The sequence below is a fragment of the Paenibacillus sp. 79R4 genome (assembly GCF_013393165.1).
Taxonomy (GTDB): Bacteria; Bacillota; Bacilli; order Paenibacillales; family Paenibacillaceae; genus Fontibacillus.
The window spans coordinates 43,332-59,720 of the sequence record NZ_QJOT01000023.1 but is presented as its reverse complement, the minus strand read 5'-3'; the positions used below and the strand labels follow the sequence as shown (position 1 = coordinate 59,720).

14 protein-coding genes and 1 other RNA gene are annotated in these 16,389 nt (G+C 46.8%); 1 reads left to right on the top strand and 14 read right to left on the bottom strand.

The features are described 5' to 3' along the window. Nucleotides 1-333: 333 nt before the first annotated feature. The 14 genes from DMN77_RS22180 to fdrA all read right to left on the bottom strand — a co-directional run bounded on the left by DMN77_RS22180 (nucleotide 334) and on the right by fdrA (nucleotide 14,814). Nucleotides 334-597 (bottom strand): pro-sigmaK processing inhibitor BofA family protein, encoded by a 264-nt coding sequence (locus DMN77_RS22180; RefSeq protein WP_068778099.1) that lies wholly within the window; start codon nucleotides 595-597, stop codon nucleotides 334-336. Between the two features lie 297 nt (nucleotides 598-894). After that, nucleotides 895-1,176, bottom strand: a complete 282-nt coding sequence (locus DMN77_RS22175; RefSeq protein ID WP_179016322.1) for a DUF2508 family protein — start codon at nucleotides 1,174-1,176, stop codon at nucleotides 895-897. 135 nt (nucleotides 1,177-1,311) lie between these two features. After that, nucleotides 1,312-1,911, bottom strand: a complete 600-nt coding sequence (recR, locus tag DMN77_RS22170) for a recombination mediator RecR (RefSeq protein ID WP_068778097.1) — start codon at nucleotides 1,909-1,911, stop codon at nucleotides 1,312-1,314. Between the two features lie 25 nt (nucleotides 1,912-1,936). Continuing rightward, a complete protein-coding gene (locus DMN77_RS22165; protein WP_068778096.1) occupies nucleotides 1,937-2,248 on the bottom strand; it encodes a YbaB/EbfC family nucleoid-associated protein in 312 nt (103 codons plus the stop codon). Between the two features lie 64 nt (nucleotides 2,249-2,312). Then, nucleotides 2,313-4,064, bottom strand: coding sequence for a DNA polymerase III subunit gamma/tau (gene dnaX, locus DMN77_RS22160; protein ID WP_068778095.1), 1,752 nt, complete (start codon nucleotides 4,062-4,064; stop codon nucleotides 2,313-2,315). A gap of 190 nt (nucleotides 4,065-4,254) precedes the next feature. Further along, nucleotides 4,255-4,522: signal recognition particle sRNA large type (ffs, locus tag DMN77_RS22155), an RNA gene on the bottom strand. Nucleotides 4,523-4,603: 81 nt separating this feature from the next. Then, complete coding sequence (locus DMN77_RS22150) at nucleotides 4,604-5,368, bottom strand: response regulator transcription factor (protein ID WP_069188262.1); 765 nt, start codon at nucleotides 5,366-5,368, stop codon at nucleotides 4,604-4,606. A 9-nt stretch (nucleotides 5,369-5,377) separates the two neighbouring features. Continuing rightward, a complete protein-coding gene (locus DMN77_RS22145) occupies nucleotides 5,378-6,841 on the bottom strand; it encodes a sensor histidine kinase (RefSeq protein ID WP_179016321.1) in 1,464 nt (487 codons plus the stop codon). Nucleotides 6,842-6,972: 131 nt separating this feature from the next. After that, nucleotides 6,973-8,196 (bottom strand): amidohydrolase family protein, encoded by a 1,224-nt coding sequence (locus tag DMN77_RS22140; RefSeq protein WP_179016320.1) that lies wholly within the window; start codon nucleotides 8,194-8,196, stop codon nucleotides 6,973-6,975. A gap of 57 nt (nucleotides 8,197-8,253) precedes the next feature. Further along, complete coding sequence (locus tag DMN77_RS22135) at nucleotides 8,254-9,621, bottom strand: citrate transporter (RefSeq protein ID WP_179016319.1); 1,368 nt, start codon at nucleotides 9,619-9,621, stop codon at nucleotides 8,254-8,256. A 13-nt stretch (nucleotides 9,622-9,634) separates the two neighbouring features. Beyond that, entirely contained in the window at nucleotides 9,635-10,603 is a 969-nt protein-coding gene (gene arcC / locus DMN77_RS22130) for a carbamate kinase (RefSeq protein WP_068778091.1), read from the bottom strand. A 274-nt stretch (nucleotides 10,604-10,877) separates the two neighbouring features. Next, a complete protein-coding gene (locus DMN77_RS22125; protein WP_179016318.1) occupies nucleotides 10,878-11,732 on the bottom strand; it encodes an oxamate carbamoyltransferase subunit AllH family protein in 855 nt (284 codons plus the stop codon). A 47-nt stretch (nucleotides 11,733-11,779) separates the two neighbouring features. After that, nucleotides 11,780-13,039 carry a YlbE family protein gene (locus tag DMN77_RS22120; protein ID WP_068778089.1) on the bottom strand — a complete coding sequence of 420 codons (1,260 nt, stop codon included), beginning with the start codon at nucleotides 13,037-13,039 and terminating at the stop codon, nucleotides 11,780-11,782. Between the two features lie 23 nt (nucleotides 13,040-13,062). Continuing rightward, entirely contained in the window at nucleotides 13,063-14,814 is a 1,752-nt protein-coding gene (gene fdrA / locus DMN77_RS22115; protein WP_179016317.1) for an acyl-CoA synthetase FdrA, read from the bottom strand. A 209-nt stretch (nucleotides 14,815-15,023) separates the two neighbouring features. Here fdrA and DMN77_RS22110 point away from each other — a divergent pair, with 209 nt between their 5' ends. Next, nucleotides 15,024-16,277, top strand: coding sequence for a stalk domain-containing protein (locus tag DMN77_RS22110; RefSeq protein ID WP_179016323.1), 1,254 nt, complete (start codon nucleotides 15,024-15,026; stop codon nucleotides 16,275-16,277). Nucleotides 16,278-16,389 lie beyond the last annotated feature (112 nt).

Below are 16,389 nucleotides of genomic sequence, written 5' to 3'. Positions count from 1 at the left end.
GTATTAGGCACGCCGCCAGCGTTCGTCCTGAGCCAGGATCAAACTCTCCAATAAAGTGTTACTCATTGAAAAGAGCGATTAGCTCATTTTGAATCTGACTTATTTCTTAGATTTCACTTGACGTGAAACCCGCTCACTCGTTGTTCAGTTTTCAAAGATCAACTTCGTTTTCAGCGTCGCTGCGTTCTCAGCAGCGACCTTTATAATATATCATGTTCGCTTCGTTTATGTCAAGAAGTTTTTTTAACTTTATTTTCTGAAGTTATCAGAACAGCTTGACCTCTTAGAGAAGCGATTAATAATGTACCACAGAAACAGATTGCCCGTCAACAGTCAAATCATAGTTAATTTTAACCCTAGCAGAAGGGCCACCCCTGGCAATCCGAGCACAAGCGCCGTACTAATTGTAATCGGGTTCAGAGGGATGTATGCCTCGGTCAATAATCCGGAAAAATTGATGATATAGATCCCTAACGCGGCCAGGACAATATGCAGTCCTATCCGGGTTAACCAGGCTAGACCTAACTTACGTGAAAAGACCACATACAGCAGCAAAAGCAAAGAAACCGCTAATACACCTATCAGAATAATTCTCACCGTCTTGTCCCATCCTTTCCTTAATTTCCTTAATTTCCTTAAAAGGTTATTTAAAAAACCACTTTTAATCACGAAGCAACACACTGAGAGCTGATTCGCCATCAAATCTTGAATGCACACGGCTTATAGCGGATGCGTATGAAGTCTTATTTCCGATGGAACATCTCAGGTGCTTACGTACAAACCACCAAACCACGTACACTCTGTCCTAAATTCCTAGCTTAATCCAAGCTTAAGCGTTTTGAGATAATACAATGGGGAGCATGGCCTTCGTACCGATCTTTTGGAACACTCACTTTATTCAAAATAGGAACTATATTGGAAGGCATTCCATCTTACATTCGCCTGCTTGGCCTTCTTTAGCTCAATTTGATACCTTCTCTCTGCGGCTTCAAGCGTATAAATGGCGACATCAATGTTATCCCGACCCACTGCCTCCTGGAATACCATATAAGCCCACTCCCACTCCTTACGAGCTTTATTGACCTCCTGGTAGAGCATCCTCTTAACCTCTTCCTCCTGACCCGGCTCCAACGTTTCGGGCAATAGCTCCTTGCTCTCGGCCTTCTTTTGGTTCATCGCCGTTCCCCCCTTCATTCCGGTTTATTTCATGTGTATCGGGTGAGGGACAAACTTAGAACCAGAAAACAAAGAACCTTAATCCATAAGAAGAGGTTGTTCTTCTGGATTAAGGTTCTCCATTAAAGGTATAAATCAACTGAGTTCTCTCCGGCCCTCAAGCGCCTTGGACAGAGTTACCTCATCCGCGTACTCAAGGTCACCGCCGACCGGCAATCCATGGGCTATCCGCGTTACTCGAATATCGAAAGGCTTCACCAGCCGCGAAATATACATAGCTGTGGCCTCGCCTTCAATATTCGGATTAGTAGCAAGGATCAGCTCCTTGACCCGTTCATCACTTAGACGAGTTAGCAGTTCTTTCAGACGGATATCATCCGGGCCAAGACCTTCCATTGGGGATATCGCCCCTTGAAGCACATGATAGTAGCCGTCAAATTCCTTCGTCCTCTCCATCGCTACCAGATCCTTGGATTCCTGAACCACACAGATTACAGAAGGATCGCGAGTCTTATCCTGACAGATCCGACACGGGTCCGTATCCGTAATATTGCAGCAGACGGAACAGTAATGAAGATTTCTCTTCACGCTGACGAGGGCTTTGGCAAAATCTATGACGTCATCTTCCTCCATGCGCAGCACATGAAAAGCCAGTCTGGCGGCGGTCTTCGGGCCGATACCTGGCAAATGTGTAAAAGCGTCGATCAGCTTCGCGATCGGTTCGGGATAATACAATGGGAGTGTTCTCCTTCAACCTGGATTAAAATAGACCTGGAATTTTCATTCCGCCTGTAAATTTACCCATATCTTGGTTAGCAAGTTCTTCGGCTTTGCCAAGAGCATCATTTATCGCAGTGAGGATAAGATCCTGCAGCATTTCCACATCATCCGGATCAACCGCTTCTGGCTTGATGTTGACGGACAATACCTTCTTATGTCCATTTACTTCTACAGTTACAACACCGCCGCCTGCACTGCCATCCACTGTTTTAGTGGCAAGTTCCTCTTGTGCCTTCAGCATTTGCTCTTGCATTTTCTTCACTTGCTTCATCATTTGGTTCATATTATTCACGTAAGCCACATCTCCTTCAATTCAAATAAGTGATTTCTTTATGTGTTGTAATCATACCAAAAAGTTACTCTTTAATCACGACGAGATCCTCGCCGAACATCTCCAGAGCTTCATCAACCCAAGGCTCCTTGCTCCCGCCTTGCTCTTCCTCATGTTGAAGCTCAAGAGGCTGGGCCGGAGCAGCTGCTCCGCTCTGAATCGCTTCAGTCCAGTCCTTCAGCATCATAGTCACCAGACGGTATGGCTTACCGAATTGGCGTTCGAGCACCTGCTCGATAACACCTCTATGGGCCGGCTTCTCTGTTGTCTCGCGGTGAATCTCATTCTTGAATGCAACCAGAATAGCATCCTCCAGTACAGAGACAGGCTCCCCGTTCATGAACCAGGCGTGAATTGTCACCTTTTCATCCTTAACAGCCTGCAGCACCTGGTGCCATTTGCTCTGAACCATAGCGGTATCCGAGCCAGCTTTCTCGGCGATGTACCGATCCATACCGGATGGTATTTTGGCTGCCGAGGAGACACGTGGCGATGCAGCTCTGGATGAACGGGCTGAGCTTGCTTGGCCAGAAGCCTGCGCTCCACCCCCGCCAGCTGCAGCGAGACCCCCCTGCAGCGCCTTCTCGAGCTTCTTCTCCAGCTCGGCCAACTGCTGCTTGAGCTGCTTAATCTCCGAGGCTTCAGCCGCGTGAGCAGCGCTTCCCGCCCCATCTCCCGGCGCGGATTCCTGCTGCGGAATGCTGCAGAGCTTCAATAAAGCAACCTCAAACAGCATCTGCGGCTGCTGGGAATACTTCATCTCCGTCTGATAGTGATTCAACGTCTCAATAATCCGGAACAATTGCGACCGTGAGAAAGCATGCGACATCTCCCTGTAATCCTCTGGGTCAAGCACACGCTCGGTCAGCTTGTCCGCCTGAGGGACGGTCTTGATCATTAGCAGATCGCGGAAATAATACATCAAGTTCTCCATGCACTTATCGGCGCTCTTGCCCTCCTGCATGAGCTGTTCAATAATTTGCATCATGCCGCCGACATCGCCTTCAATAAGGGTCTGAGCCAGCTGTGCGAACTGCTTGGACGGAATCCCCCCGGTCAAACTCATCACTTGCTCATAAGAGACATGTCCATTCGTAAATGAGGCGATCTGATCGAGAATGCTGAGGGCATCCCGCATCCCCCCGTCGGACAGCCTGCAAATATACTGAATAGCATCATCTTCGGCGGTGATCCCTTCTTGCTCGCATATCATCTTCAGACGACCGGCTTGCTCTTCCAAGGAGACACGACGGAAGTCAAAGCGCTGACAGCGTGAGATTACCGTCGCCGGAAGCCGGTGCGGCTCAGTTGTAGCCAGAATGAACATCACATGTGGAGGAGGCTCCTCAAGCGTCTTGAGGAGCGCATTGAAAGCTTCGGTTGTTAACATATGAACTTCATCGATAATATAAACCTTTTGCCGCACTTCCGTAGGGGCGTACTTCACCTTCTCACGAAGATCGCGGATTTCCTCGACCCCCCGGTTGGAAGCGGCGTCAATTTCAAGCACATCCATCACAGCGCCTGCGGTAATCCTCCGGCATGCTTCACACTCATTGCAAGGCTCTGCAGCAGGACCCTTCTCGCAGTTGACTGCTTTGGCCAAGACCTTGGCAGTAGTCGTCTTCCCCGTCCCGCGCGGTCCGCTAAATAAATACGCATGCGATAAGCGCTGCTCACGAATCGCATTCTGCAGTGTACGGATAATATGCTGTTGTCCTACCATGTCTTGAAACGACTGCGGCCGCCAAGCACGGTACAACGCAATATGCTCCATTGCGGCACCTTCTTTCTATCCCTAGGCGGCTCAGTCGCCGCCTTCTTATTATACTATACTCAGGTGAACAGAAAAACTTCTATTGTTACCCATCAGTTAGCAAAGAAGAAGTAACTACCAGAGTAGCCCCATCCCCATAAAAAAACATCTCTGTCCCAAGACAAAGATGTGTTCTTATCCAACTATGTAGCCGTGCACCTGTTATCGATCGTTGCGATCCAAGCGGCACCCTTATGGCTCAACTCGGGACAGGCACTCCTCCGGCACATGAGCGGGACTGCTTATGGCTGCTTCCTTCCGGACCTGACCAGGTTCACAGTTACTCATTGCGGAGGACCCATCCGTCAACGTCTGTCATAAAGACCGGACCTCACATCGACAAGACCTCTAACAGGAATTCAACCTCGCTATAGCGGATTGCGAGTTACAGGGCACCGCTACCTCCCCATCTAGCACGGTGAGATTAAGTATATCTCATGCCTATCCAAATTGCAACCTGGGAGAAAAACTTGGCTGCCCAACCAATTGCGGCAACAAATCTAGTCTTCTAATGGTGGGTTCTCTTCGCTGGCTGGCTTGTTCTCCGATTCATAATCCCCCTTGCTGGATATCAATGAATAGCCTATGCCGGAGTAGGTCTTAATCACTTCCTGATAGTGATCACAGCCCGCTTGCTTCAGCTTCTTGCGAACCCGGGCTACCGCTACTCTCAGGTACTCGATTTCGTTGCTATAGTCCGGTCCCCATACCGTCGTCAATATCTGCTCATGACTAATAATCTTGTCCATGTGCATCCCTAGAAGCTCCAGAATCAAATATTCAATATTGGTCAGCTTCACTTCATTCCCTTTGACATAGACGCGCTTCTGAGCGATGTTGATCTCGAGGTTAAAGGTAGTAATCCGGCTTTCCTCCCGTCCGAGCTCATAATTCACCTTTGTTCTGCGCAGCACAGCCTTCACTCTGGCGAACAGCTCATCCAAGGAGAAGGGCTTCGTCAAATAGTCATCCGCCTCCAAATCGAAGGCTTGAAGCATATCGTCGGATGCGCTACGCGCCGTCAGGAAGATTACCGGGACCTTGCTAAATTTGCGGAGCTGCTTCAAAACCGTGAAGCCATCCATATCAGGCATCATCACATCAAGTAAAACCAGGTCAGGCTCATGCAAGTCGAATTGCTCCAGAAACTGCTCGCCGTTGGAGAATGTGCAGACTTGATAGTTAAAAGACAGCAAATTCGCTTTAATGAATCGCACGATCTTTGGTTCATCGTCCACGATTGCTATTTTATAGTTATTCTTCATCTTTACCTCCTATGGAACATGAATAATCGGCAGTTTAACGGTAAAGGTGCTTCCTTCATTTAATTGGCTCTTCACATATATCTCGCCGCCATGCTCGCGGATCAAGCCCTCACTGATCGACAGACCCAGGCCGGACCCTCCGCTTTTTCGTGCCGCTGAAATATCAGCTCTATAGAATCGCTCGAATATTTTCTTCTGATATTTCTCTGAGATACCGATCCCATTATCTGTTACTTCTATATAAATAAATTGATCATCATGATAAATATTGACGACAATCTTCTTTTCCTTCGCATCATTATAAGTAAGCCCATTAATAATCAGATTGATCAGAACCTGCCTCACACGAGCTTCATCTCCGTATAATAACGGGAAGTTGGACATCGTATCATAATTGAACACGATCTCGCCTTGGCTCACTACCTTCTCAGGCAGCTGATTTAATGTTCCCTTGATCAGTTGGAACAGCGGGAAGAAATCCTGATGCAATAGCAGAGTGCCGGTTTCAATTTTCTTCACGTCCATCCAGACGTCAATCAGCTCCTGTAAATGAAGCACATCCTCATGGATTCCTAACAGTAGATCATGAGAGAAGGACTCGTCCCATTTATTGGCTGCCCCTCTCAAGAGAGTCTCCACGCTTCCCCTGATATTGGTCAGTGGGGTCTTGAATTCATGACTGGCGATCGAGATCAGGTTGCTCTTGATCTGGTCAACCTCATATTCCTTCGTAATATCCCGGATGCTATACACATTGCCCAAGGGCTCACTATTCTCATACACCGCGAATTTCTTAATTTCAAAGTAACGGATTTTGCCGGGAAGCTGCGCCTTGATTCGGATCGAAGCTTCATTCTGGGCTGCAAACTCCTCAATATCAACCGACTCGAGCTCGTTAATCTGTATGAACATCTTAATGAGCTGGTTCTCATTAATTATCATTTTACCGTCATTATAGGTCTTAATGAATTGAACGAAAGCATCGTTTTGATGAATCACATTCCTTTGCAAGTTCAACAAAACAATCCCATCAGACATACTTTTCAGCAAATTGTCCAACTTGTACAGCCAGTCTCTGTATAGATCCGAATTCAACTTCGCTTGATATAAGGAGCTAAACAGGTTGGCAAGAGTGATTAAGCGCTCCGGCGGTTCATTCTTCGCTTCCTCGCTGCCTCCGTCATCAAATACAATCTTTCCGTTCTCGACCTCATGAATTTGAATCGAATGAACAACCGGGTTCCGGTTTGGGATTCGTTCATGAAGGAAATCCTCCCACTCCTCCCCTTGATGAACAGCACCGCTAGCGGTAATCGAATAATTCGGGAACCAGCAGCTTACTTGATAACTTGTTAAGTTCTGCAGTTCCTTCAGGCATTCTTTCAAGAAGAACTCCTTGCCAACTATCTGCGCATTGGGATTAAATCGATCATCCGTATCAAATTCTTCGCTCGCCGTCTTCTTTTGAGTCATTCGTGGGTCTCCATTCTTAAGACTGTTGTAATCATTCTAATTAGAAATGATGTGAAGAGCAACAGAAATGGAAAAACTCCATATTCTCAGCGAAGAATATGGAGTAATCCTATAATATCCGTTTCGATAAACTATGCGTTGACTTTAACAGTGCGTACCGTCTCAACTGTTACTTTACCGCTCTTGATAACGAACAATCTCGTCGGTACATCAATGATCGCATTTGTAACTGATTCAGAGTCGAGCAATACGAGGTCTGCATTATTGCCCACAGCGATTCCATAGCCCTTCAAGTCGAGAGCCTTCGCCGGATTCGTAGTGATCATTGGCAGAACCGTATGCAAGTCATCTGCACCGCCTAAATGGCCTACAGGAATCGCGATCATAGCTGTCAGCATCAAGTCGCCGTTACCATATGGTGTGAATGCGTTGCGAATATTATTCGTCGCAATACATATGTTTACACCGCCGTCGCGAAGTGCGCGGATAGGAGTAACTGTACGGCGAACGTTATAAGCATCATTACGCGCTCCAAGATGCAAGTCTGTGCATGGAAGGCTCATTACGCTGATTTTTGCTTCATTCATCTTCTCGATAATTGGCAGCAATTGCTCACGAGGCATAGCGGCGATGCTGGTCAAGTGACCTACCGATACTCTGCCTACGAAGCCTTCAGCAATAGTCTTCTCAGCAACATAGTCAATCGTGGTGCCTTCTGCATCATCCTTGAAGTCCTGATGAAGGTCGATTGGCTTATTGTATTTCTTAGCAAGCTCGAACACAAAGTCGATATGCTCTTTAGCTGAGATGTCATTGTATGGAACTCCACCAACGATATCGCAGCCCATCTCCATAGCCTCGTACATCATTTTATCCGTGCCTGGGGCTTTGAAGATTCCCTCTTGAGGGAAGGCAACAACTTGAATGTCGATCAGGTTCTTATACTCTTCACGGAGCTCAAGAATTACTTCAAGTCCTGTGAAGCCCTGGGATGGATCGAATTCAGAATGAGTCCGCAAATGAGTCGTACCGTTCTTAATGAGCATGTCCAATGTTCTGGTGGCACGATCGCGAATATCCTGCTTCGTAAACGTAGGCTTCAATTGGCCTGTAACCCGAATGGCCTCCTGCAATGTACCTGATTTGTTCGGCAGACGGTCTGCAATGAGCGCTTTATCCAAATGAAGATGGCTCTCTACTAGGCCTGGGATTAACACCTTACCGTTCGCTTCGATAACACGGCCTGCTTCCGCTTCGATATTCGCTTCTATGCCAACAATTTTCCCATTGTCGATTGCAATATCACGAAGCTCCGCGCCCTCAGCAATTCTTGCCTTCTTAATCAAGATATCCATTGTTTGTTCCTCCCGGTTGAATAATTAATGATTTGCGTAAATCCGAACGACTGTGACTTATCCGAAGATCAACGAAAGTACCAACAGGATGGCCATCGAGAGTCCAACCCACTTCGCATTACCTTTAACGACTTGCAAAATTGGAATCTGGAACCCGGACGAAAGAGCTTGCATCGTAATATTAACGAAGCTGAGCTGACTTCCAAGACCTACACCCATCGCTACAAAACCAAAGGCAACAGGCGAGAATCCGAGAGTTACGGCAATCGGCAGTACCAGGGTCAGAATGGAACCCACGTATGCTCCGGCTGGAATACCAACCAATATACCTGCCAGTACGGCTACAGGAACCACGATAGCTGTAGGAGCCTGACTTGCTACGTTCGAGATCGCTGCAAATGCGCCGGTCTGACCGATCATATTAATGAAGGCCAGGAAAATACCTACGCTGAACAGACGTGTCAAAATATAAGTTGAACCATCAACCATCGCTTCCAGCGATTTGTTAAGTGTGAATTTCGTGCAAAGGAAAATCAAGAACACGGTCAACATGGTGTACACGAGCGGTGTAAACAAGCTATAGCTAATTGCTTTATTAATGATAGGTCCGAGAATAACCGATCCGAGCAAGAAGATTGCCGGGATTGTCATTTTAAACAGCTGTTTGTTGTTCATTCCAGCAAACTCGCTGCTCTCTTCACCTACGAAGAGCGCCTTTCTGCGTTTAGCTCCCCAGAATGCAATAGCGATACCAAGAATAACAAAGCCCAAAGTGAACAGACGCATTTCAGCTACATAGTCGGCTACTGGAATGCCGGACAACTTCGAGACGATCCCCGACTCCAGCGATGCAGGAGATGTTGTAAAGCTGACTGCAGATACGATAGACATCGCTGCAATAACTTCTGGAATAGCGCCCAATGCCGCCATCGCCAATGGTGCGATAACCATCGCGCTTCCGCCGCCGATGCCTGACATATAAGTTGCTGCAGCTTGCAGCAAAACGATAAATGCTGCGAAAATTTCAACGCGTCCCTTAATCCCTCTACGAACCAGGGTCAAGGCTGAGGTGTATCCACCTGATTTAAATACAGCCATCGCTACCGCCGAGTTAATAATCGGTACGGTAATCGAGAGCATACCCGGAATCGAGTCCAGGAAGGCCTGGTTGGCCTCAGTCAAAGATATGCCGCCGATGATCATAGCCATCACGCCGCCGACCAGACCAGCTGCAATCATATCCACTTTCATGAACAGCAGGACCAGAATGACAATCAGGGGCAGAATCGTTAATAGCGCGTACCATCCGGTAGGAGTCGGTACATCAGCACCAATGGAATCTGCCGCGAAGGCTTGCATAGGTAGCATGAGCAAGAACATGGCCAAAGTAAACATTGACGTTAAAAGATATTTTTTCGTCTTCATGGTATGCACCTTTCTATGCGAGTTTGTGATTCATTGAATCTGCATTTGGAACTAACCAAGTACCTGATTTGCCTTCCAGTGCATCTTGCAATTTATCAATTGAAGTAATGATGACATTTCTGCCCCCATTCTTCAAGAAGAGAATCGCCGCTTCGATCTTAGGCCCCATGCTTCCTTTCGGGAACTGCCCCTCATTCAGGTAAGCAATAGCCTCATCCAGCGTAATACGATCCAGGTTCTTCTGGTTCGGCTTGCCGAAGTTAATTGCCACTTGAGCAACACCTGTCAGAATGAACAAATAATCAGCTCCGATCTCTGCAGCGAGTAAAGCGCTGGCAAAGTCCTTGTCCACAACCGCTTCCACACCTTTAAGCTGTCCGTTCTCCTCTACGACAGGGATTCCTCCCCCGCCCACAGTAATGACTGTCAAGTCCTTGGACAGCAGCGCGTCAATGGCTTCCTTCTCAACAATCTTGGAAGGAATCGGTGATGGAACAACATGCCTGTAACCGCGGCCGCTGTCTTCCACGTAAGGGAAAGCCCCCCCTTCGGCGAAAGCCTTATCCAAACTTTCCTTCGTATAGAAAGGACCGATTGGCTTGGTTGGATTATTGAATGCCGGATCGTTCGCATCCACTTGCACCTGCGTTACCAATGATACAGCCTTCTTGTCCAATCCACGGCTAGCCAGCATGTTTGTAATCGTTTGCTGAATTAAATAACCTAAATTCCCTTGCGATTCAGCCCCATATACATCGAGAGGAAACATTGGAATAACATCAGCGGACAATTTCGCCTTAACTAGTGAATTACCTACTTGCGGCCCATTGCCATGGGTGACAACAACTTGATGCCCTTGTGCGATCATATCAACAATGGGTTGACAACTTGTTAAGATATTCACTTTCTGTTCGGCAATCGTGCCTTTTTGACCCTCTTGGATGATGGCGTTTCCACCAATTGCAATAAGCATTTTACTCATAATAACCTCTCCATATTGAAACTAAATAAGATAGCTATCTATACCTTAATCATACGTAGGGTAATCCCTTAAATCTAATCAAAAGTTCATTAAAATAATCGGCAATTCAGCTTCAAAAAAATAAAATAAACATAACAAAGGCAGTTATAAAACGGCCGTTTTCCCTTAGTGTCAATGAAGGGCACAGCAACGATATATAGGGCGAGTTATGAGAATTCCCAAGTTGCAGCTGAACAATTTTCCCTGTAACCCGCCCAAGAAGTGCATTACAAATCTATAACAATCCACATGACATGATGGCAAATAAGAGTCCGAAATACGTATCCATCCCAGAACTGCTGCCTACATCCAGCAAAGCTGTTGCACATTCTTCGAAATCGTAATCCGGTTCATTCAGCAGCGCGGCAAGTATATCCAGTATTACTGTGCTGAAGTAGCCCTCGCATGCGCTGTAATAATAGTTGACACTAACCTGTGTCGTTAAGCTGGGCAGCTTGCCCATAATTCGACTTATCGCCCAGGATACCCCGGAGTCTGCTTTGCCGAGTATTCGCTCGATGGCCATAATCCCCACGAGGAAGTCATCGCCGCTTGGCGTCAACCCTTGCCCCCGACCGATAAAATATTTGATCAAGTCGAGGTTTATCTCATGACCCGGTTTTTTGATGGCCTGTGATAAATCCAATAAACGGTGCTCCAGCTCCGAATTGGCCTCCCGGGTCTCAAGCAGTGCCAACGCATCATTTAAGGTTAAACCCAGTCCCAGCTCTTTGTTCATGCTTGTGGCTAAATCACGCATCTTCGGAGCCCATTCGGATAACCAAAGGTCCGGTTGTGCCCGCAGCTTCAAAGAACAATCGAAGGAATCCATCAATGAGATGTGAATGTGAACATTGCAGTTCGTAAATGTGAGCTGCTGCTGCTCGCGGTTCCACACAACCTCCTCGCCGATAAATGTCTCGGCAAGCAGACGATCGTATAAATACGACTCGATGTGAATGCCAAATGGTACTCCATTTCCATATTCCGTTCCTACAAAGACAAGATATTTACCGAAGGCTATATTAAGCCCATTGGTAAATATGCTCTGAACAACTCCAAAGCTCCTTATCTGGCTCAGGAAAAACACCGATGCGCTATACCGCCCTCTAGATATGAACGTAGCTGGATAGAGCATTAAACTTCAATTCCCATTTTCTCCGCATAAGCCATCAAAGCCTTCTCGAAACAACCGAACGGAACGCGAACTGTACCTGCGCCAACCTGACCTACGCCTGCTTGTTTATGCGCAATACCGGTATTGATAATCGGTGTAATTCCCGTCTCTACGACTTTGCGGATGTCGATGCCCAGACAAGTACCTTGGAAGTTCCATGTAGGAATTGCATAGTTAGAGTTGTAAGCAATACAAATTTCGCTCATCTCATTGCTGATGGCCAGCGCGTCATCAAATCCGCCTGCACCTACAAAACGGGTTACCCCAGGAGCTGCTACCATCGCCATGGCGCCAACCCCAAATGTCTCAGTGATTGCGGAGTCACCCATATCCGGGTTCGCATCATCTTGAGTATAGCCAGTAAAGAACAGACCTTCCGGTGTATTAACAGGCGCTGTGAACCATTGGTCACCAAGTCCTGCCACGCGGATTCCGAACTCATGACCATTACGAGTCATCGCGGTCACGATCGTGCCGTATTCAATGGTACGGGAAGCATCCATAGCCGCTTTTGCCGAAGCCATCATAATATTCAGGAAGAACTGATCGGTATCGGCAAGGAACTTCATAACATCATGTTTTGTCTTCTCGTCCAAATCAACGATCGTCAGGTAAGGGGCGACCTCTTTAAGGAAAACAAGCGATGCGGCAATATTGCGTTGGTGGAATTCATCCCCCATCGTAATTGCCTTACCGATAATAACATTCACGTTTAATCCGCCATCCATCAGTTTCAGAACCTTGGACAACGTTGGGGCAAGTACGTCTCTCATCCAGTTCAAACGGTTGATGACTTCTTCGCTATAAGCGCCGAAACGAAGCACTTTACCGATACCTTCGTTCATCGTGCAGTAAGCACGGTTGCCATGCTCTTTGTTTTCAACAACCAACACCGGCATATTAGCAGACGTGATTCCACCCATCGGCCCTACAGCAGAGACGTGATGGCAAGGAATGAATTGAACCTCTCCACCCTCCAGCATTTTACGTGCCCCGGTCTCATCAGCAGCCCAGCCTTCGAACAAGACCGCGCCCACACATGATCCCTTCATCGGATCCGTCATATTCTCCCATTTCATTGGCGGTCCTGCATGAAGCAAGACTTTCCCGTTCAGTTCCGGAATGACCGATTTCGCCGGAACAACGTCCAGTAGGAATGGTTGTGAATTTTTTATTTTCTCAATGACCGCTTGATTAGCCTCATCAATGGTTGAATACATTCTCATCACCCCATGTTATATTTTTACATTTTATTGAGGATGCTTAAAATCTTTCTAAGCTTTTCGTTGCCGCCAGCTACAGGTCTCCAATCGAACTGGACCACGCGGCTGCCTTCTGTCTCCAGATTGTCCGCAAAGCTGCTCAGACCAATATTGATAACACGAGGTTTGGATTCGAGCAGTTGCTTCAATTCTTCGGACGGTGCAGCAACAGTTACGTTAGGCAGATTTGCCTCTTGAACCGGAAGCTCTCTGGAGCCCACTTGAACTTCATGGCCAATAATGCGAAGAGCTGTACGTACAGCACTGAAGTTGCTATCAGTAATAATTGCGCCAGCTTCTTGCATCAGCTTCAATTGCGCATCATATCCCTGAGGATCGTTTTTCGTTCCGCAAATAGAGCCCACAAAATACAGCTTACGGCCTTCGTTGGCCGCTTCCGCAACGGCTCTTTTCACCACTTTGGACAAAGGAGTAGCCATATCTTCATGCGAGCCATAACCCAGCACGAGATCAAATAGAATAACCGCAACATCGGATTGCTTCGCAGCCTTCTCAATGAATTGGAAGCGAGTAGTTCCATCGATCATAGGGTGAGGACGGCCTTGCGTATACATATCATCACCAAGGTCAATGACTTCATGACCATCATATTGCAGCAAATAGCCTTCATCATGTTTATTGTCCTTGGCTGCATGAAGGGATTCCTTCATGATCGTAGCGGCTTCATAAGCAAGCGTACCGCCCGTATACAGACCACGGATTTTTGTCTGACCTGCTGCCAGTCCAAGATCAGCAGGCAATGCAGCTTCAGGCGCCACTTCCAGCTTGGAGCCTTTTGCCAATTCAACCGCCATAATCGCCGCTTCTTCAAGCGTATGAGCAAATTTAATGGTTGGCAAATACGATTCAGGCTTCTCGCCCATAAAGATCGCTACAGCTGGCTTACCGATATTCGCCAACAACGCTACAACTTGTTCGCGTACTTTCGGTGCCGGTGGCTTAGAAATAACAACCACTACTTCTGTATCCGCATTGTTAGCGAGAGCACGGATTCCATCCAGCATAGTAGTCGCTTCAATCTCCTCAGACAAGTCGCGGCCACCAGTTCCAAGCGCATGGCTGATACCTGCACCCATCTTGTCAATCAGCGTAATTACTTCTTGAATTCCTGTACCAGAAGCACCAACAACACCGATATTCCCTTTATTTACAACGTTGGAGAAGGCGATCGGTACTCCGCCTATAACAGCGGTACCACAATCCGGTCCCATTACGATCAGGCCCTTTTCCTTGGCAGAATCCTTGACACGCTTCTCATCTTCAATCGCTACGTTGTCGCTGAACATGAAGACATGGAGCCCGTTCTCCAGCGCGCTCATCGCTTCCTCAGCAGCATATTTACCCGGAATCGAAATGACGGCCAGATTAGCATCCGGCATCGCCTTCACAGCACGATCCCATGTTCTAACTTTTTCTACTTTATTGCTAGCAGACGCAGTCGCTTGATTCTTCAAAAATTGTTCTACTTCTTCAAGAACGGTGCTGACAATCTCTCCATTTTCAGCATCGATGGCGATGCATAGATCACTAGGTGCGGCCTTGTCGAGATCAGGCGCGTACATCCCCGTATTTTTCATAATATCAATGTTAGCCGGGGTTCCCATCATAACAGAAACTTGATTAACACCTTCAATACCAGACAACTTATTGGACATAAGCATCAGACTTACGGAGTCTTGATATAAGTTTGGCTTAATGATAATGTGCAGCAAGCCAATCCCTCCTAATTCATGTAGTTGGCAATTACAAACTCATTGTACCTGTAGGGCCATAACAATCGCATAAATTCTAAGAGCAGGACATTAAAAATAGATAAACCGCTGTCATTTCTCTGAAACTATTAATAACAGGAAAATATTGATATATTTATAGAGTATAGTTTTGAATGAACTGGTTATAGGGAGGAATTTTAATTTTGAAAATGAAAAAACTTGGGACGCTAATATTGGGAGTATCCTTATTCGCTGCTACCCTGTCAGGTGCTTATCCAACAAGAGCAGAGGCGGCATCATCGGTTCAAATTCTGCTTGACGGCTATCCATTGTCTTTCTCTGGAGAACCTTTAGTCGTGAAGGGAACCACTATGGTGCCTTTCCGCTCGATCTCCGAAGCGTTGGGTATCGAGGTGACCTGGAATCAGGCACAAAAAACCATTACAGCAATAAAAGGGGCGGGAGATAATTCAGTTCAGGTTGTACTTACACTGAACAATCAGGAAGCCATCGTGAACGACTCTTCCGTCAAACTGGCTGTAGGCCCTATATCGCAAAACGGCACTACATTGATTCCGCTTAGCTTCTTCAGCCAACAATTTGGCGCCAAAGTAGGCTGGAATCAGGCCAGCCGTACCGTCTCAATCATTTCACCACCAAAGAAGATGTATACGCTTGGCTTCTATGCAATCTCTTCCTTCTCCGATATAAATACAGTTCCTGACTTTAGCGCTGTATCTTATGGATGGAGCAGAATCGATGAGAACGGGAAGTTTACTACGAAAGGAAATGTATTTCAAATCCCTTCGGCAGCCGGTGATATCACCCCTGAAGTTCTGGTTAACGATGCAGCCCAGGCAGATACAATTCCTTATCTGATGGTCTACTCGAGTGATGTCAAAGGGGAGTTAACAAAGATCATTGAGGATCAGACCTACAGAGAACAAGCGATAGCAGATATGGTTCAAGCGGCTGCCGATTACAATTTCCAAGGAATCATGCTTGATTTTGAGGGTTTAGGACTAACCACAGACAAAGAATTAACCCGCTCCTCCTTCAACGCCTTCGTCAAGCAGCTTGCCACAGCAACAAAAGCGGCTAACTTGAAGTTATCGCTGGCCCTCCATCCACTCAATTCTTCCTATAAGGGATATGACTATAAGACACTGGGTCAATTGGCGGATGAACTGGTTATTATGGCGTACAATTATGAAGGCGGCAGCTCCAAGAAGCCAGAGCCGGTTGATAAAGTGAACGAGGCGGTTACGTTGGCTCTGAAAGAGACCGATAAATCCAAACTGATCCTTGGACTGAATATGGATAATGAGGATGAGAACTCCGTCAACACTTTGATTGGACTTGCCAAACGTTATGATCTGAAGGGCATCGCCATTTGGCGGCTCGGTATTGTTAATAAGAATGAGTGGAACTCCATTTATAACACAGTTGAATTTAAATCGTAGGAAATACATATCTATTCGGGCACTTATTTCATTTCTTTGTTAAAGAAAAATCCCCTGTCCTATATTATGGACAGGGGATTTGCATTTATGCAATTCGCTGCTAAGCAGCTTT